Genomic DNA, 15,523 nt, shown 5'->3' on the forward strand with positions numbered 1-15,523 from the left:
CCCGCGGCCTCGCATCGGCCGCGCAAGTCGATCTCGTCGAGGTGGGCTCGGCACCCAGCACCGTCGACGCCGACGTGCTGGTCGTCGGCGGCCCGACCCACGCGTTCGGCATGTCCCGTTCCATGACCCGGCGAGACGCGCGGGAGGAGCAGGAGACGGTGTCGCCGGGTGACGGCATTCGCGAGTGGCTGTCCGGGCTCGGATCGGTCACGGTGCAGGCAGCCACCTTCGACACCAAGATCTCCCGGCCACGGCTGCCCGGTTCGGCGGCCCGGAGCGCGGCACGGGCACTCAGACGTGCCGGATGCCGGCTCGTCGCCCGACCGGAGACGTTCTACGTCGAGGACAAGGCAGGTCCGTTGCTCGACGGTGAAATCGACCGGGCGAAGGAGTGGGGCAACCGGCTTGCCTCAGTCGTCGCCGGCCGCACTCCCGGCCGTTGATTCCGACGCCACGTGGTACGGCTGCACGATCCGCGTGCGGGCGGTGGACGCGTCGTCCGGGTCCGGTGGGCTGAGGTAGACCTCCCAGGCGTCACCCTCCGGGATGCCGCCGTGGTCCTCGACCCATTGGGCGACCGCCGCGTAGGCGGGCGCCATCTCGTCGTACGCCCCGGCATGCTCCAGCGTCGCCCGCTCCCCGGCGGGGAGGACCGACGAGCGGACCTGGCCGACCGTCCAGATGTAACTGGACACGGGAAAGCCGGCCTCGACGTCGAAGCGGCCGTCGCCGCGACGCCGGTACCTGGCGAATGGTGGCCCGACAATCGCCACGCCCTGCTCGGACACCACATCGCTGACCGCCTGATACGCGCGCTCGAGGAACTGGCCGATGTCGGTGTCGGACACCGTCGCACTCACCACCGCGGTGCGTTCGGGATGCGGCACGGTCACCGCCACCACGGGCGCGCCGTCGTCAGCCATCGGAGTCGAACCCTTCCCTGGCTTTGCGCCAGTTCCGCCTGGCTTCGGCCATCTCCTGCTCGACGTCGCGGTCGTCGATCCGGTACGTCAGCTCGTTGCGCACGTCCACCACGCCGGGTGTGCGTGCGGTCATCGACTCGGCCAGGGCGACCTCGCTGCGCCGTTCCACCGTTCCGCGGAGCGTGACGACTCCGTCCCGGACCGACACCTCGATCGTGTCCGGATCCAGCCACAGACCGTCGCGCAGGACCTCCGTGCGGATCGTCTCGCGCAGGTCCTCGTCGTCGGCCAGGAAGGCGCGCACGGCGTCCCGCCGGGCGATGACGCCGACCAGCTTGCCGTCCTCGACCACGAACAGACGGCGCAGCCGCTCCTCGGTCAGCCGGCGAGCCGCCTCGGACAGCGACGCGGTCGGCTCGATCGACTTCACCGCCGGCGTCATCGCCTCCGCGGCCGTGGTGGCGCGTGCCTTCGCCCACTTCCGCCAGCGCTTGGCGCCTGCGATCATCGCGGGCCGCTTCCACCCGGTGGAACCGCTCTCCTTCACCAGCAGGTCGGCTTCGGACACCACCCCGAGCAGCCTCGATTCCTCGTCCACCACCGGCACCGCGCTGATGCCCCGGCTGACCAGCACCCGCGCGACCTCCTTGAACGGCGCCGTCGGCGGCACCGTGACCACATCGGTCGTCATCACGTCGGCAACGGTGACCTTGCTGTTCATGTCAGACCTCCACACCAGCGACGCTACGCCGCATCGGGTCGTCCGGCCGCGCCGGAAAGTCCCGGAACGACGGGACCATGGGACCGTCTCAGCCGCTGCGGCTCGGCGACCGCGCCGACGCCTGACTGATCGCCACCGCGACGAGCGCCCCGCCGACCACCAGCAGGAACACGCTGAACACCAGCAGTCCCGCTCCCACCAGCGGCAACGCGGGCAGCTCCGCACCGACGCCGACGATCGCGCTCACCCCTGGCGAGCCGTCGGCGTTGGCCACGACCACCACCCAGTCACCCGGTTGCGCCGTCCACGTCACCTGCTGCGGACCGGGGCCGGACGCCTGAACCGCCCAGAAGCCGTTGTCCGCGGGCGGGGTCAGCACGGCGGACCCGGGACGGGCCACCGGTGCGCTGTCGAAGTCGTCCACCTCGATGTGGCTGACACCCTGCAGATAGCGAGCCGCGTCGTCGGCGGGCGCGATGCCGACGAACACCGGCCGGTTGCCGACCGGCTGCACCTCCACGCGCACGTCGCCGACGAACGTGCGCAGTGCGGCCAGCTCACCTTCCGCGATCCCGCCGGCCTCGATCTGGTCGCTGGCGATCGCGGAGCCGCTGGTGGCGAACGAGCGCGACGTGGACACGAATCCGTCGTCCCGCTGCGTCTGGTCCAGCCACAGCAGGGTGACCCCACCGGTCACCGTGCCTGCGGACAGCAGTGCGGCGAGCGCGCCGATCACCACCATCGTGATCTTGCCCGCGGTCCATCGGTGCGGGACGGGTTCGGGCGGCGGATCGTCGTGCGGGGCGGGCGGGGCCTCCGGTTCGGTTTCGCCCAGATCCAGCCGGAACGGCGGGTACTCGTCGGTCATCAGCGCGGTGTAGGCGCCGGTGCGCACCACCCACCGGTCCATGCCCATGACGAAGTCGAAGATGGGCCGCGGATAGCGGCCGGTGAACAGCAGCGCGATGGCGGCGAACAGCACCAGCACGCCGATCAGGCCGCCCGCGGCCCACTGGAAGCCGCGCGGGCCGGTGTCGGTGGTGGTGGTCAGCCAGATGCCCCCGCCGGCGAACACGCCGACGATGATCAGGTGCGGGATGGCCAGCAGCCACTTGACCAGCACCAGCCAGCGGTTCAGCCGCTCGGGATAGTCGACGGTCAGCCGCGCCGGGTAGTCCGGCACGTCGGCCAGCGTGAACGGTGGATACCGGTCGGTGCCCAGCGCGGCGTAGGTGTAGTAGTGCACCCGCCACGACCAGCGCATCACCCCGACGGTGAAGTCCCAGATCGGCCGCGGGTACCTGGTGGTGAACAGGATCGCCACGCCCGCCACCAGGGTGAGCACGACGAAGCCGATCCACAGGAAGGCGAGCACCAGGTAGTGCGGGATGGCCAGGATCCACTTCACCAGCCACAGACCGCGGGACAACGGCTCGTCCAGCCTGCCGGTCACCCGCACCGGGTAGGCCGTGACCGCGTCCCGGCCGCCGGCGGTGGTGGTCATGGGAACTGTCCTGCCGGTCGCACGACGAGGACCGGGCATGCGGCGTGGTGGATCAGCTTCTGGCTGGTCGACCCGAACAGCAGGCCCCGGAAGCCGCCGCGGCCGCGGCTGCCCACCACGACCAGCTGGGCGCGATCGCTTTCCGCCAGCAGGGCGTGGGCAGGCCGGTCCCGCGCGACCCGCCGCCGCACCGGCACGTCCGGGTACTTCTCCCCCCAGCCCGCCAGCTGCTCGGCGAGCAGCCGCTCCGCAGAGCGCTCGATCGGCTCCCAGTCGAACGCCATCCGGCTCTCGCCGAACACCTGGCTGGTGTCGGCGTCGCTCCAGGCGTGCACGGCGATCAGCGGCGCTGAGCGCAATGCCGCTTCCTCGAACGCCACGGCGATCGCATCCGTCGACAGCCTGCTGCCGTCCACGCCGACCACCACCGGGTCGCGTTCCGGCCGCCGGTCGGCATCCGCGCCGCGGACGACCGCCACCGGCGCCCGCGCGTGGGCGGCCAGCTGGGTGGCGAGTGAGCCGACCAGCAGGCCCTTGACCGCCCCGGGGTGGCCCGAGCCGCCGACCACGAGCATGCGGCTGTCCTGCGCGGCCTTCAGCAGCGCCCGGGCCGGCGGGTCGTCCACCAGCACCTTCTCGACTTGCACGTCGGCGACCTCGCGAACGGCGCGGAACGCCAGCTCCAGTGCGTCGTCACCGGTGCGCTGCAGCTGCTCCCAAAGGCGCTGCGCGGGCGGAAGCGTACCCGCGACCGCTTCGGTGTAGCCGGTGGCGTGCAGCAGACGCATCGGCGCGTGCCGATGAGCGGCGGCGGATGCCGCCCATCGGGCGGCCACGATGGCCCGGTCGGAACCGTCGATCCCCACGGTGACGGGTTTGCCACCCAGCAGTGTGCTCACGATGCCTCCCTCGGGGTGGTCGCCCGGGCGCGCTCGGCGATGCCGCGCAGCATCGCCCGGTGCATGACGAAACTGACGACTTCGATCCGCGTGACCACGACCGCCCGCCAACGGCGTCGATAGCGGTGTCGCTCCCGCACCGGCTCACGGCTGCCGGACGCGTTCGGGGTGACGGCGAAATTCCGGGTGAAGCCGAACGGTGCCGACCGGTGCTGGTCGCGGGGTGCCCGCAGGACCAGGTACTCCGGCGGCTCGATCTCCGCCACGATCGGCGCGACCTCGGGATGCAGGTGCAGCTCGTCACCCGGCCCGGACAGCCGCCGTTGCGGGTCGAGATGCCGGGCGCTGTGGATGCGGCAGCCGGCCAGGTCGGCCACCGTGTCGTGGCTGTCGAAGCCGCCGCGGTCCTGGCCGGTCTGCGCGATCCACGGCCAGACGTCCTGGGCCCGGGCAGGCATGCTGGTCGCGCGGGTGGCCGTGGCGTCCGCGTCCGGCATCAGCTCGTCCCCGGGAAGCCTGCAGCGAGCGTCCTCGGCGGTGGCTCCCCAGGTCCTCGTCCGTGCCAGCGGTCCCATGCCTCGACGCTGCCCCAGCGCCAGGCGCCCGGCCAGGGCCACAAGTCCGCAGCCCGGTGACCAACGGGCCCCCTTCACCTCGCGCATGTCACACCCCGTGCTCGGCGACGACGCACCCGCGGGCAGATCAGGCAGGCTCGGTGTCGAGCACCGCGTCGGCCGGCCTGCGCGGAGTCTTCGGCAGCGGATGACCGGCCAGGGTCGGCCAGCCGATCCGGATCACCATGTGCGGCACGAGATCACCGCCGAGCACGTCGGTGACCATGGCCCGGGTGCTGCCGACCTCCAACGGCTGGGTCAACGGGCAGCTGGCCAGGCCGTCGGTGGTGGCGGCGAGCATCACCGCGCTGGCCGCTTCGCCGGCTTTCAGCTGTGCCGTCCGGTCGTCCGATGCGGTACCCAGGACCAGCAGGTCGCCCGCCCCGTCGGGCGGCGGCGGGGTGTCCGGTGTCCCGGCGAACGTGCGCAGCGTCAGGTCGCCGTAGCCGGCCGCCTCGGCCACACTCGCCGCAAGCACCCCGTCCTCGGCGAGCCGGCCCCGGCCGCTCCAGCTGGCCAGCTCGCCGACGGTCCGCGGATCGCTGCGCTGCAGCCGGTCCGCTTCCGCGACCGCGGCGACCAGCGCCTGCCGCTCGGCACCGTCCGGCACCGCCCGGAGCACCACGCCTTCGGCGGCCGCCAGCTCGGCGTACTCCAGGTACCGCGCGTCGGGCACCGGCCACGACGCATACCGGCGCCGGTCGGACCGGCGATGCGGGATCGCCGTCGCCAACGCCAGAACCTCGCGGGACGGTTCCTCGCGGTGCAGTTCGATGGCGGCGAGGTGATCCGGGTCGGCGGGGTTGGGCAGCCGGTGCACTGTGCCCGCCCAGCCGAGCGCGGCCAGCGCGATCCGCGCGTGATGCAGGGCAGCGCCACAGCTCATCACCATGTCGCGCCCGGCGGGATCGGTCGCGGGCAGCCAGCGTTGCGGATCGGCATACAGGTGCACGCTGCGCTGGCCGAACCGCCACCGCCAGGGCTGGGTGTTGTGCACCGACGGCGCATGCACGGCCAGCGCCAGAGCCGTCCACAGCGTCTCCCGGTCGGGAACGGGCTCGGCCATCGTCATTCCCGGTCGCTTTCCCCCGCGGCAGGCCCGGTGGTGATCTTCACCCGCTTCACCGGCTCCGCCGCCTCCTCCAGCGCCACGGTGACGGTGAGGATGCCGTTGTCGTAGGACGCCTCGACCTCGTCCTCGCGTGCCCCTGGCGGAAGCGCGATCGAGCGGGTGAACCGGCCGTAGCGGAACTCGGACCGGGTCTTGCCCGTGGTGCGTTCGGTGCGCTCGGCCTCGATGGACAGCACGCCGTTGCGCACGGACACGGTGATGTCCTTCTCCGGGTCCATGCCCGGCAGTTCGGCTCGCACCGTGTACCGGCCGTCCGCGAGCTCGTCCTCGATGAGCGGCACATGCGCGTCGAACAGCGCGGGCAGGCCGGACAGCGACGGGAAGGTGTCGAACAGCTCGGACAGCGCCGGCAGCAGCGGCTGCGGGCGACGGGGGGACAGCAAGCCCATGGCGAACTCCTTTCCGAATCGTGAACCGGGCATCGGCTCGATGCTTCTGCCTCGATTCCACGCGGCGGCGACGGCGGAGCGCAGTGCCAGACGTCCCGACTCGATGGGGCCGGTCGAACGGTTCACAAGACCCTGCCCCCGCCGACCAATGGCAGAGGCGGCGGGTGCGGCCGCGACATACCGTCGCGATATCACGAGCCGAAGAAGGTGAACGCCATGCGAGCCGCCGAGATCATGACCAGGCCGGTCGTCACCGTCAGCCCGGACACCCCGGTACGCGAAGCGATCCACGAGCTGGTGGAGAACGGTTTCGCGGGCCTTCCGGTGGTGGACGACCGCGGACAGGTGGTCGGCGTGATCACCGAACAGGACGCGCTGGCCGCAAGCATCCGCGACGACGGCATGACCGGCACCGTCGCCGACGTGATGAAGCACCCGGTGGAGGTCACCACGCCGGACGCCGACACGCACGAGCTCGTACACCTGATGATCGACAACCGCCTGCGCTGCCTGCCGGTGGTCCGCGACGGCGAACTCGTCGGGATCATCAGCAGGCGTGACCTGCTCAGGCCGCTGGTGCGGCCGGACGACGCGATCCAGGCCGGTGTCGCCCGGCTGCTGACCGAGTACACCAATCTGCGCCTGCCGTGGCGGGTGAGGTCGGTGGCAGGAGCGGTCACCATCTCCGGGAAGTTCCGGGACCACGCCGAACGGCTCGTCGTGGAAGCGATCGCGCGCACGGTGCCCGGCGTGGTGAGCGTCGAGCTCACCGACGCCGCCCCGGAGCCCAGCACGGACGGGCGCACCACGGTCGGTACCGGCTGAGGATCGCCCGGTTCGCTACTCGACGAGCGAGGTGGGCCGATGCGTCACGGCCTCGATGTCGGCCGAGGCCTGCTCGACGAGCTGGTGCGACAGGTCCGCCAGGGCGCGCGCCACCGCCAGCTCGTCGCCGATCGCCGGAACGTCCTCGTCGTGCGGGTTCCGCCTGGCGAGGCCGGTGCCGACCGTGGCCGCGTCCGTGGTGCGCAGTTCGGCCCGTGCCCTGGTCTGCCGCTCGTGCTCGTCGATGACGATCTCCACGGTCCAGGTCTTCGCCTCCGGCATGGCAACCACCCTCCTGGCCGGCCGCGCCGACCGGCCCGATGTGCCGGTGCAACCGTGCGGGACCGCCCTGATGCGCCTGACAGCGACGCTAGGCGGCGGCACGCAGGGCCTGCTGCGGCAGAAAGTCGGCAGCGCACAGGACCTGCGACCGGGGACTTTCCGCCCCGCCTACCGCAGCGGGTGGTAGTCGTCGAAGTCGTCGATGCCGTCGTCGTCTTCCGGCTCGTCGCGCCGCGGCGGCCGGGCCGGGCCCGAGCTCGCCTGACCCCGCGCCCCCGGCGGAGCAGGCGGCGCCCCGGGTCCGTCACCCTCGACTTCGCGCCGGGCCTCTTCCAGCTCCGGGTCGTCGGCGAGCGCCTCGGCGACCGCGTCCCGGTTCTGCGCCATCATCCGGTCCAGGTGAGCGTGCAGCAGGTCCCGGTTCGGCGACTCGCCGGAGAACACCGCCTGCCAGGAGTCCTCACCGGCGTCGACCAGGCGGGCCAGCTCCCGCATGTCCTCGCCCAGCTCGCCGCTGCGAGCCAGCCGGTGCAGCTCGCTGATCTCCTCGTCGGTCGGCTTGTTGCGCTCCTTGAACCGCTCCAGCTCGCGCCGCGCCTCGGCGATGGTGGCGTTCAGCTCGCGGAAGGCGTTCCGGATCGCGTCGTCGTAGGCGGAGAAGTCGGTGGCCATGTCATGCCGCCTTCGGGGCCGGGGGCAGCGACTCGAGCGTGATCTGGTTCGCGATCATCTTGATCGAGTCGATGATCATCTTCAGCGCGTCCCAGAACACCTTGATCACCTTGATGGCCTTCCAGATCATCTGCACCGCCTCCTTGGCGGACTTGATCAGCTTCCACTGCCCGTAACCGGGAATGGCGGCGTTGGACAGCGCCGCGGACGCCAGGTCCACGACCGTCTTGACGATGTCCACCACCACCTGGGCCATCTGCAGCGCCTGCTTGGTCGAGTCGAGCAGGTGCTCGCTCATCTTGCGCATGCCGGAAGCCTGGTCGCCCAGCGCCTCGAGCCACTTCTGGATCTGCTTCCTGGCCGCGGTCGCTCCGTCGCCGGACCAGGTGCCGTCGATCACCTGCTGGCCTTTCGCCAAGTTCTCCTTGCTGACGTCGGTGCAGGCGGCGAGCTTGTTCCACGCGTCGGCCTGACGGGCCGCCTTCTCCGTGTCACCGGTGATCCACTTGGCGACTTCCTCCCGGATGTCCGGCCCGCCGACGTAGCTGACCAGCTCGCAGACCTTGTCCAGCGCGAAGCCGAAGGAGACCTCGGGCGGCGGCCCGACCTCGGAGCTGGGCGCGGTCAGCTCCGCGGAGCCGTCCTGGTGGCTGAACGACTTCGACTCGCCGTCGTCCTCCACCCGGCCGGGATCGCCCTTGTCCAGCTTGGTGAAGTCGTTGCGCGCCGCGTCCTCCATGTCCTTGTAGGTCCGTTCGGCGGCAACGAGCGCCTTGCTGGTCTTCTGCAGGCGGGTGTGGTCCTCCCGCAGCACCTCGTGGAACTTCGGGATCATCTGCTCGTACGGATCGGTGATCAGTTCGAGAATCCGCCCGAAGTCGCCGTCGGCGATGTTGCTCTGGGCGTAGTCGTGTGCGCTTCCCATGTCGGAGGCGACGTTCCCGACTTCCTTCGCCCAGCCACGGAGATCGGCTCGCTCGACCGTGTAACCCACCTGCTTCTCCCCTTCGCTCGTGCCTGCGGGCCCGCTGCGGACCTCGCCTCGCGGTCAGCCCGTCACCTGCTCCATGAGGACGACGAGCCCGACGTCGACCGCCGCGACGGCCAGGTAGGTGACCCACTGGGCCCAGGGACGCCAACGCCGGAGCTTCGCCACCAGCGCCACGACGACGCCGGCGACTCCGGCCGCGACGAGCCCGGCCTTCCAGCCGGAACTCGATGCGGTCAAGCCGGCGAACACGGCGACGACACCGGCCAGCAGAGCGCCGTACAGCGCGATGTCACGCAGCCACTCCACGACGATCACGGCCAGCGCGGAAGGAACGAGGCGGCCGAGCGCTTTCCGCCGCTCCGCCTGATCCGACGCGTTGTCGTAGGCCTCGGCGTGCCGCATGGCCGCCTCGTGGAGATGTCCTTCGTGCTCTGCCCCCGTCGGCCTGTCGGGTTCGTGAGTCAACTCGCCAGCCTTCCCCAGCACTTCCGGCTCTCGCAGTGCTGAGACAGTACATCGGGCCACCTACACCAGCAATTCGTCCGACGCGGCAGGGGGAATTCCGGTTCCGGAAAATTCGCGGCGACCGGCAAGATCCTTTTCGGCAGGCATCCGCAGCCCTGTGTGCCAGCAGACATCCGCAGCCCGACGTGGGCCGTGAAAAGTCGCTGTCCTCCGGGGTGCGACCAGCCAGGCGGCACCTGGCGAGCACCGTGCGGGCACACGGCACGCGCCCGTTCGGCGCCCTCGACCTCGCCTGCCTCGGTCACCTCAGCTGACCGGGGCTGCCTCGGCTCGCTCGGCCAGTGACTCCCCGAGCAGTGCGGTGACGTAGGCGATGTGACCCGCCATCTTGGCGCTGGCCATCCGTTCGTCCCCTGCCTCGATGGCGTCGGCGATCGCGCGGTACTGGTCGACGACGATGTGCACGTCTTCCGCACGCCTGATCACGTGCTGAATTCTGCCGTCGAGCAGGTTCATGACGGCGTGGAACACCGATTGCAGTGGCGCGTTGTGACTCGCCGCGGCGATGGCGGCGTGGAACTCACCTTCGGCTTTCGCGAATTCGTCGGCCGAATCCGGGGTGGCCATCCGGTCGAGGCAACGGTCGATGGCTGCGATGTCGTCTTCGGTGCGCCGCTGGGCAGCCAGCCGGGCGAGGGCCACCTCCACGAAGTGCCGCGCCTCGACGAGTTCCCATGCCTGGCGGCCACCGAGCAACAGGCCCCACGAGACCGTCCGGGACAGCAGCGTCGCTCCAGCCTCGGCCAGGTACGTCCCGTCACCTTGGCGGACCTCCACGAACCCCAGCACGTTCAGGCACTTCATGGCGTCGCGCAAGACCGTGCGTCCCACGCCGAGTTGTTCGACCAGCTGCCGCTCCGGGGGAAACCGGTCGCCCGGTTCCATCCGGTTGGCCACGGTCTGCTGCACGATGTGCTGGACGATGTCCGCGACGGTGTGCTGTCGGGCAGTCGGGGCGGGTTGGAAGACGACGTCGGTCACGTCACAACCTTGCCATGGCGCGATACCGACAGTGTGCGCCCCACCAGCCGAGAGTAGCCACCTGCCAGTGCCCGGTCCTTCGTCGCACCGGTTCGCCCGGAGCGCGGGCGCGCTGGCGCTTGTGAACCTCTGACCACCCTTGCCGTCGGCGGGTCAGGCGGTGACCGGTCTCACCACGCGGAACGGAAATACCCGCCATTGCCCGGGCGATGAAACGGGTGGGGGTATCACACTCGCAAGGAGGGCACGAATTGACCGAGTCCCTGGTGACGATGCTGGCGGCGGAGATCGGCATTCTGTTCGCCTTGGCATCGGGCCTGGCGTGGTGGGCCAAGCGCGGGTTCCGGCTGCCCAAGCGCAATTGCCGCACTCACTGAAAGAAGCAGCGCCGCAGCGCGGCCACGACCATGGAAAACGGGCTTTCCGCCGCGACGGAAAGCCCGTTTTCGCCGAGCCAGGGGTGTGCGGCCACTACGCAGGCGCGGGAACCACCCGCGCACGCTTGGACCGCTTGGCATCAGGAATCTCGGTGCCCCGCAGCGACGCGCCCGCCGTCTCCGGTGCGAAGTAGACCGCGACGATGCCGATGATGCTGGCCCCCATCATGTAGAACGCCGGGAAGTAGTCCGTCCACGACGTCGTCAACGCTTCGTTGATCGCCGGGGTGGGCCCGCCTGCGACCGCCGTCGCCACGTTGTAGGTCAACGCGAAGGCGGTGAATCGCACGTGGGTCGGGAACAGCGCCGGGAACGTCGCCGAAATGGTCGACAGCTGCGGCACATAGCAGATGCCGAGCACCAGCAAGGCGATGATCTTGACGAGCAGATTCCCGTGCAGCAGGAAGTAGAAGGCGGGCAGCGCCAGCAGGAAAAGGCTGATCCCGGACAAGTACCAGGACGGTTTCCGGCCGAAGCGGTCGGATGCGGCGCCGCCGAGCGGCATCAGGATCATCATCACCGCGTACATGATCGCGGTCAGGCCCAGGCTCCAGCTGCCGGACAAGCCGCCGCGCTCCGGGTCGGCCAGGTATTCGACCATGTAGACGAACAACGTGTAGTTGTGCACGTTCAGCATGAACACCATGCCCGCGCAGATCGCTATCGGGCGCCAGTGTTTCACCAGGTCGCGCAGCTGCGTCTTGGTTTCGTGCTCCTGCTTGCCCTCGGCCACCAGCTCGGTGAACACCGGGCTCTCCTCCAGCTTGGCCCGCATGTACAGGCCGAACAGGCCGATCGGCGCCGCCAGCAGGAACGGAATGCGCCACCCCCACGCAAGAAACGCCTCGGCCGACATGAACGCCTGCAGCGCGGAACCGAGCAGCGAACCGGCCAGGAAGCCGGAAAGCGTGCCGAATTCCAGGAAGCTTCCGTAGAAGCCGCGTTTGTTGTCCGGCGCGTGCTCGGCCATGAACGTCGCGGCCCCGCCGTACTCCCCGCCGGCGGCCAGTCCCTGCACCACGCGCAGCAGCACCAGAATGAACGGCGCGAGCCAGCCGAGCACGCTGAATCCGGGCAGGACGCCGATCAGGAACGTTCCCCCGGAAATCAGCAGGACGGTCAGCGCCAGGATCTTCTGCCTGCCGACACGATCACCCAGTGCACCGAAGATGGCGCCGCCCAGCGGACGGAACAGGAACGGCACCGCGAAGATCACGAACGTGATGATCGTCCCGGTGGTGGACCGATCCATGGGGGCGGGCAGGAAGTTGGCCTGGATGGCCGTGGCCAGGAAGCCGTAGATCGCGTAGTCGTACCACTCGATCCCGTTTCCGATGGCCGATCCCCCGATGACTTTGCGCAGGCCCCGTCGATCCGTCGCGATACTGCCCTCGCCGCGGTGCCCGGTCGCGGAATCCTGTTCTGACATCCGTTCCCCTTCCGCCGGTTCCATTCGCGTCGGGCCACGCTACGCGCGGCAGCGCGCTCGGCCAAACACCACGCATACGTACCCAGCACGGGCCACCGTCATGTGGCTGCAGCAGCACACCATTTCCCCCGAAAGAGCGAAATCCCGACAACCGGACATTCCGCCCAATTTCCTGGACCGCGGTCGGCGGGCGCTCAGAACGCATTTCCGGCGACGGGCGGGCGGCAATATCGCAGGTCAGCCCAGCGTCGCCGAGCCAGGGTCCGGCACGCCGCGCGAGGACCGTGATCGCGGCCCGCGGGCGGGGAAGCACCCTCCGGGCCGCTCCCGTCGGCATCCGTGCGGCCGGGCAAAGATCACCTGAGTGGTGGTCGTCACATCTCCCGGCCGCAAGGCTCGAGGCACGAGCGACAACGGCGTCCCGGGCACCAGGAAGTGCCCGGGACGCGAAGCTGACCGCGACCACGGCCCGCCACCGCAACCACCGGTCCCTTGACCTCCACGGGAAGCCGGCGCCGGCGAAGCGCCACCGCGAGCGCGATCGGCACAGGACGCGGCATGACGGAACGCGGCGGCCGTCAGCTGCGGGCCGTAGCGCGGAACACCCAGCCACGCAGCAGAAGAAAGCGGGCGATGCCACCCGCGACCGCGGCGAGAACGATCACCGCGGTTTGCTGAGTTGCGGTGGGATCGACCACGAACGCCGCAAGGAGGAGCAGTGCTGAGGAACTGTATGTGGCGTCGTAGAACACGGTCGCCACGACCGCGACAAGCCTTCGCCCCCGCTCGCTGCGCCGGGAGCGGAACGTGACCCGGTGATGGAACTCGACGTTCGCAGTCGCCGTGACGGAGATGGCGACGACGTTGGCAGCGAACGGCCCGAGTGCCCCACGGAGCAGGAGGAACAAGACGGCATGCGCCGCAGTGACAGACGCACCCGCGGCAATGTACAGGAGGGCTTGCGCGGTGAAGGCTCTCCGCGGGCCGGGGTTCCGCATCGTGGTGATCACTCGAGACCACCGGCCGCGACTGTTGCCGCCCTCCCGCAAGCACCGGCAGCAAGCACGACACCAAGCCGAGCTACCGGCGGCACGGCGCGCCCTCCCACAAGCACAGGGAACGAGGGCACCGACTCGCCCGCTTCAGCTCGGCCACACCTCCACCCTGAGACGAGCTCGGGCCTCGTCGCGAGTGCCGGTAGTCCCTTCGCAGCAAGCGAAGTCCGGCACCGCGCCGGGGGTGGTCGCGGCGACCCGGCCAGTAGGGAACAAAGCCACAGGTGCCGGTGGGCCTGGCGGCCCTGGCCGTCCACCGGCCGACTCCAGCAGGCTGATCCGATGAGCAACAATGCGGGCAGCGCGACCGGCGGCGCCGTCTACTTCTTCGGCATCTTCGGCGCCTGGGTGTTCTTCTGGCAGCAGGCGGATCAGTTCTGGGACTATGCCCTGGCCGTCCTGCAGGGACTGGTGTGGCCGGCGTTCCTGGTCTACGACGCGTTCGTCGCGCTGCGCTGACCGGCCCGCAGCGGCGGCACTGCACTCGTACCGTGGAGAAATCATGCAAGCCAAGAAGACGTGGCGGGAACTGTCGCCCGCTCAGCGCGGCGCGGTCGTGGCCGTCGGTTGTGTCCAGCTCGGGCTCGCAGCGGCCGCGTGGCGAGACCTCGCGCGCCGCCCGGCCGGGGAGATCCGTGGTGCCAAGGCGCTGTGGGTGGCCGTCATCGCGGTCAACTTCGTCGGACCGATCGCCTACTTCCGCTGGGGCCGGAAGCCTGGAAAGGCGACGTCCGCGCAGTAGCGCCCTGCACCACGTCATCGCCGCCATCGCCGATCAGCATGGGCTGGTCCCGCACACAAAGGCCCGCCCGGGGCTCGGCCGTTCGTCTCTCGACGACGCTGCAGATCGAACCCTTGAGTTCGATCCGGCTCCGATCCTCGGGCGGGTCACCGGTCTCCCGGCACATTCATGGTGCTCCGCGCATCAGGCCGGGCGCGTGAGCCGAAAGTCCTCGCTTCGGCCGCCATCGGGCCCACGACCGATCCTGGACCGGTCAAGCAGGCGATTCGCCTGACCCGCGGCCGCACGCTCGGTACCGTCCGTGTCCATGTGGTGGGGCAGGCGGAAGCGGGCCGAGCGCATCACCCTCGTCGAGGAAACCAGGGGCGAGATCCACGAAGCCTGGGTCGAGGTCTTCACGCTTCAGGAGCAGTCGTCCGAGGGACCGGACCTCGATGCCGCCTTGTCCGGCATCATGGCGAGGCTGCGTGCCCGTCTGTCGCCGCGCATGGCGGCATTGTCGGAGCTCGCCTCGTCGGGGCGGCTGGAGTCGTTCCATGTGCGGATGGCCCTGGAACAACTGGACGATGCCGTCGTGGTCGCGAGAAGCGCGCCCTGTGGCAGCACGACGACGATCGACCAGCTTCTCATGTCGGCCAGCGGCCACCTGGTCGAGGCTGCCTGCCGCATCGAGTTCCCGAGGATGTACCGGAAAGCTGCCGGTGACCGACCGGTGTCCGCCGGGCCGGCCTCCCCCGGCCCGGCCATGACGAGCGTGCTCGGGCCACAAGCACCGCCCTCGGACCCCGACCGACGGCATGGCGAGCCGCTGTCCCGATCGGCGTCGCCGGAAGCGACGCCCATCCGGAACGAGCTACGCGACGCCTTTCTTCCGGTGTGTGATGCCCTCTACTGGGCGATGATCGATGCCGACAACCTGGAGGGCGAAGAACCGGAGGAGACGCGTCGGGAGCTCGCGCGCATCATGGCGGAGCCGAAAGCCGAACTGGAGCCGGCCATGGCGCAGTGGACCGAGCTGGCTTCCGGTGACCGGCCCGAGTCACCCGCCCTGCGGACGGCGCTTGCCGCTCTGCGAGCCGCCGACGAGGCTGTCCGGCATCCCGATCTCGCGCACGCGGGCCTGCTCGGCACGACCAGCCAGATGCAGGTCTGGAGATGGTTGGAGCTGGCCGAAGCAAACGTGGGCTGGCTCGTCGTGGCTGCCGACGAGGGACCTGCGCCTCAGGCGCCGGTGGTCGACCCGCGCCACGACCGTGGTGAGCCACCACGGACGACTGCCCAGGCAACTGCCGCCCCCGACCGCCACCCGGCACTGCCACAGCCTTACCGGGACCTGCGCGTGCCGTGGTATCGACGGCTTTTCCGCCGGTAGCCGCCGCACGAGGGACCCCACCTGGGATGC

20 protein-coding genes are annotated in these 15,523 nt (G+C 70.2%); 6 read left to right on the top strand and 14 right to left on the bottom strand.

The features are described from left to right. On the top strand, positions 1-443 hold a 443-nt coding region (locus CXP56_RS11695; protein ID WP_286901107.1), incomplete at its 5' end, for a flavodoxin. Here the strand turns inward: CXP56_RS11695 and CXP56_RS11700 are convergent. From CXP56_RS11700 to CXP56_RS11730, 7 genes are all read right to left on the bottom strand, one after another. Continuing rightward, positions 411-923, bottom strand: coding sequence for a GyrI-like domain-containing protein (locus tag CXP56_RS11700; protein WP_051309608.1), 513 nt, complete (start codon positions 921-923; stop codon positions 411-413). The genes CXP56_RS11695 and CXP56_RS11700 overlap by 33 nt on opposite strands. Continuing rightward, positions 916-1,644, bottom strand: coding sequence for a CBS domain-containing protein (locus CXP56_RS11705; protein ID WP_084608869.1), 729 nt, complete (start codon positions 1,642-1,644; stop codon positions 916-918). Before CXP56_RS11705 ends, CXP56_RS11700 begins: the two co-directional genes overlap by 8 nt. An 88-nt stretch (positions 1,645-1,732) precedes the next feature. Next, a complete protein-coding gene (locus CXP56_RS11710; protein ID WP_286901109.1) occupies positions 1,733-3,148 on the bottom strand; it encodes a DUF4389 domain-containing protein in 1,416 nt (471 codons plus the stop codon). Continuing rightward, on the bottom strand, positions 3,145-4,047 hold the full coding sequence (locus CXP56_RS11715; protein WP_286901110.1) for a universal stress protein: 903 nt from the start codon (positions 4,045-4,047) through the stop codon (positions 3,145-3,147). Before CXP56_RS11715 ends, CXP56_RS11710 begins: the two co-directional genes overlap by 4 nt. Then, the gene (locus CXP56_RS11720; RefSeq protein ID WP_286901111.1) at positions 4,044-4,622 is read right to left on the bottom strand and encodes a hypothetical protein; all 579 of its coding nucleotides are present in this window, start codon (positions 4,620-4,622) and stop codon (positions 4,044-4,046) included. Before CXP56_RS11720 ends, CXP56_RS11715 begins: the two co-directional genes overlap by 4 nt. 127 nt (positions 4,623-4,749) lie before the next feature. Continuing rightward, positions 4,750-5,727 (bottom strand): Acg family FMN-binding oxidoreductase, encoded by a 978-nt coding sequence (locus CXP56_RS11725; RefSeq protein ID WP_286901113.1) that lies wholly within the window; start codon positions 5,725-5,727, stop codon positions 4,750-4,752. A 2-nt stretch (positions 5,728-5,729) separates the two neighbouring features. Beyond that, positions 5,730-6,182, bottom strand: coding sequence for an Hsp20/alpha crystallin family protein (locus tag CXP56_RS11730; protein WP_028846433.1), 453 nt, complete (start codon positions 6,180-6,182; stop codon positions 5,730-5,732). A gap of 216 nt (positions 6,183-6,398) precedes the next feature. Here CXP56_RS11730 and CXP56_RS11735 point away from each other — a divergent pair, with 216 nt between their 5' ends. Continuing rightward, positions 6,399-7,007 carry a CBS domain-containing protein gene (locus tag CXP56_RS11735; RefSeq protein WP_286901116.1) on the top strand — a complete coding sequence of 203 codons (609 nt, stop codon included), beginning with the start codon at positions 6,399-6,401 and terminating at the stop codon, positions 7,005-7,007. 15 nt (positions 7,008-7,022) lie between these two features. On the opposite strand, the gene CXP56_RS11740 is transcribed toward CXP56_RS11735, so the two are convergent. The 5 genes from CXP56_RS11740 to CXP56_RS11760 form a co-directional block, all read right to left on the bottom strand. Beyond that, positions 7,023-7,289 carry a DUF1876 domain-containing protein gene (locus CXP56_RS11740; RefSeq protein ID WP_028846432.1) on the bottom strand — a complete coding sequence of 89 codons (267 nt, stop codon included), beginning with the start codon at positions 7,287-7,289 and terminating at the stop codon, positions 7,023-7,025. 168 nt (positions 7,290-7,457) lie between these two features. Continuing rightward, positions 7,458-7,961, bottom strand: a complete 504-nt coding sequence (locus CXP56_RS11745; RefSeq protein WP_028846430.1) for a hypothetical protein — start codon at positions 7,959-7,961, stop codon at positions 7,458-7,460. A gap of 1 nt (position 7,962) precedes the next feature. Continuing rightward, on the bottom strand, positions 7,963-8,955 hold the full coding sequence (locus CXP56_RS11750) for a WXG100 family type VII secretion target (protein ID WP_286901118.1): 993 nt from the start codon (positions 8,953-8,955) through the stop codon (positions 7,963-7,965). 54 nt (positions 8,956-9,009) lie between these two features. Next, on the bottom strand, positions 9,010-9,354 hold the full coding sequence (locus tag CXP56_RS11755) for a hypothetical protein (RefSeq protein WP_286901120.1): 345 nt from the start codon (positions 9,352-9,354) through the stop codon (positions 9,010-9,012). A 369-nt stretch (positions 9,355-9,723) separates the two neighbouring features. Further along, positions 9,724-10,458: a FadR/GntR family transcriptional regulator gene (locus CXP56_RS11760; RefSeq protein ID WP_286901121.1), complete on the bottom strand. Its 735-nt coding sequence runs from the start codon at positions 10,456-10,458 to the stop codon at positions 9,724-9,726. 251 nt (positions 10,459-10,709) lie between these two features. Here CXP56_RS11760 and CXP56_RS11765 point away from each other — a divergent pair, with 251 nt between their 5' ends. Further along, positions 10,710-10,835, top strand: a complete 126-nt coding sequence (locus tag CXP56_RS11765) for a hypothetical protein (RefSeq protein WP_281168968.1) — start codon at positions 10,710-10,712, stop codon at positions 10,833-10,835. A 94-nt stretch (positions 10,836-10,929) separates the two neighbouring features. On the opposite strand, the gene CXP56_RS11770 is transcribed toward CXP56_RS11765, so the two are convergent. Both CXP56_RS11770 and CXP56_RS11775 read right to left on the bottom strand, forming a co-directional pair. Then, complete coding sequence (locus CXP56_RS11770; RefSeq protein ID WP_084608911.1) at positions 10,930-12,324, bottom strand: MFS transporter; 1,395 nt, start codon at positions 12,322-12,324, stop codon at positions 10,930-10,932. Between the two features lie 578 nt (positions 12,325-12,902). After that, the gene (locus tag CXP56_RS11775; protein ID WP_051309604.1) at positions 12,903-13,334 is read right to left on the bottom strand and encodes a GtrA family protein; all 432 of its coding nucleotides are present in this window, start codon (positions 13,332-13,334) and stop codon (positions 12,903-12,905) included. A 327-nt stretch (positions 13,335-13,661) separates the two neighbouring features. Between CXP56_RS11775 and CXP56_RS11780 the strand changes: the two genes are divergently transcribed. The 3 genes from CXP56_RS11780 (at position 13,662) to CXP56_RS11790 (ending at position 15,493) form a co-directional block, all read left to right on the top strand. After that, on the top strand, positions 13,662-13,838 hold the full coding sequence (locus CXP56_RS11780) for a hypothetical protein (RefSeq protein ID WP_028846425.1): 177 nt from the start codon (positions 13,662-13,664) through the stop codon (positions 13,836-13,838). Between the two features lie 43 nt (positions 13,839-13,881). Next, entirely contained in the window at positions 13,882-14,121 is a 240-nt protein-coding gene (locus tag CXP56_RS11785; protein WP_028846424.1) for a PLD nuclease N-terminal domain-containing protein, read from the top strand. 307 nt (positions 14,122-14,428) lie between these two features. Then, positions 14,429-15,493 carry a hypothetical protein gene (locus CXP56_RS11790; RefSeq protein ID WP_286901124.1) on the top strand — a complete coding sequence of 355 codons (1,065 nt, stop codon included), beginning with the start codon at positions 14,429-14,431 and terminating at the stop codon, positions 15,491-15,493. The last annotated feature ends 30 nt before the right edge of the window (positions 15,494-15,523 follow it).

This window comes from Thermocrispum sp., assembly GCF_002919275.1.
Classification (GTDB): domain Bacteria; phylum Actinomycetota; class Actinomycetes; order Mycobacteriales; family Pseudonocardiaceae; genus Thermocrispum; species Thermocrispum agreste.

Coding starts and splice junctions, on each gene's coding strand:
- CXP56_RS11705 (WP_084608869.1), bottom strand. CDS start 1,644: ATGAACAGCAAGGTCACCGTTGCCGACGTGATGACGACCGATGTGGTC.
- CXP56_RS11780 (WP_028846425.1), top strand. CDS start 13,662: ATGAGCAACAATGCGGGCAGCGCGACCGGCGGCGCCGTCTACTTCTTC.
- CXP56_RS11730 (WP_028846433.1), bottom strand. CDS start 6,182: ATGGGCTTGCTGTCCCCCCGTCGCCCGCAGCCGCTGCTGCCGGCGCTG.
- CXP56_RS11700 (WP_051309608.1), bottom strand. CDS start 923: ATGGCTGACGACGGCGCGCCCGTGGTGGCGGTGACCGTGCCGCATCCC.
- CXP56_RS11785 (WP_028846424.1), top strand. CDS start 13,882: ATGCAAGCCAAGAAGACGTGGCGGGAACTGTCGCCCGCTCAGCGCGGC.
- CXP56_RS11740 (WP_028846432.1), bottom strand. CDS start 7,289: ATGCCGGAGGCGAAGACCTGGACCGTGGAGATCGTCATCGACGAGCAC.
- CXP56_RS11745 (WP_028846430.1), bottom strand. CDS start 7,961: ATGGCCACCGACTTCTCCGCCTACGACGACGCGATCCGGAACGCCTTC.
- CXP56_RS11790 (WP_286901124.1), top strand. CDS start 14,429: ATGTGGTGGGGCAGGCGGAAGCGGGCCGAGCGCATCACCCTCGTCGAG.
- CXP56_RS11755 (WP_286901120.1), bottom strand. CDS start 9,354: ATGCGGCACGCCGAGGCCTACGACAACGCGTCGGATCAGGCGGAGCGG.
- CXP56_RS11770 (WP_084608911.1), bottom strand. CDS start 12,324: ATGTCAGAACAGGATTCCGCGACCGGGCACCGCGGCGAGGGCAGTATC.
- CXP56_RS11720 (WP_286901111.1), bottom strand. CDS start 4,622: ATGGGACCGCTGGCACGGACGAGGACCTGGGGAGCCACCGCCGAGGAC.
- CXP56_RS11725 (WP_286901113.1), bottom strand. CDS start 5,727: ATGGCCGAGCCCGTTCCCGACCGGGAGACGCTGTGGACGGCTCTGGCG.
- CXP56_RS11710 (WP_286901109.1), bottom strand. CDS start 3,148: ATGACCACCACCGCCGGCGGCCGGGACGCGGTCACGGCCTACCCGGTG.
- CXP56_RS11735 (WP_286901116.1), top strand. CDS start 6,399: ATGCGAGCCGCCGAGATCATGACCAGGCCGGTCGTCACCGTCAGCCCG.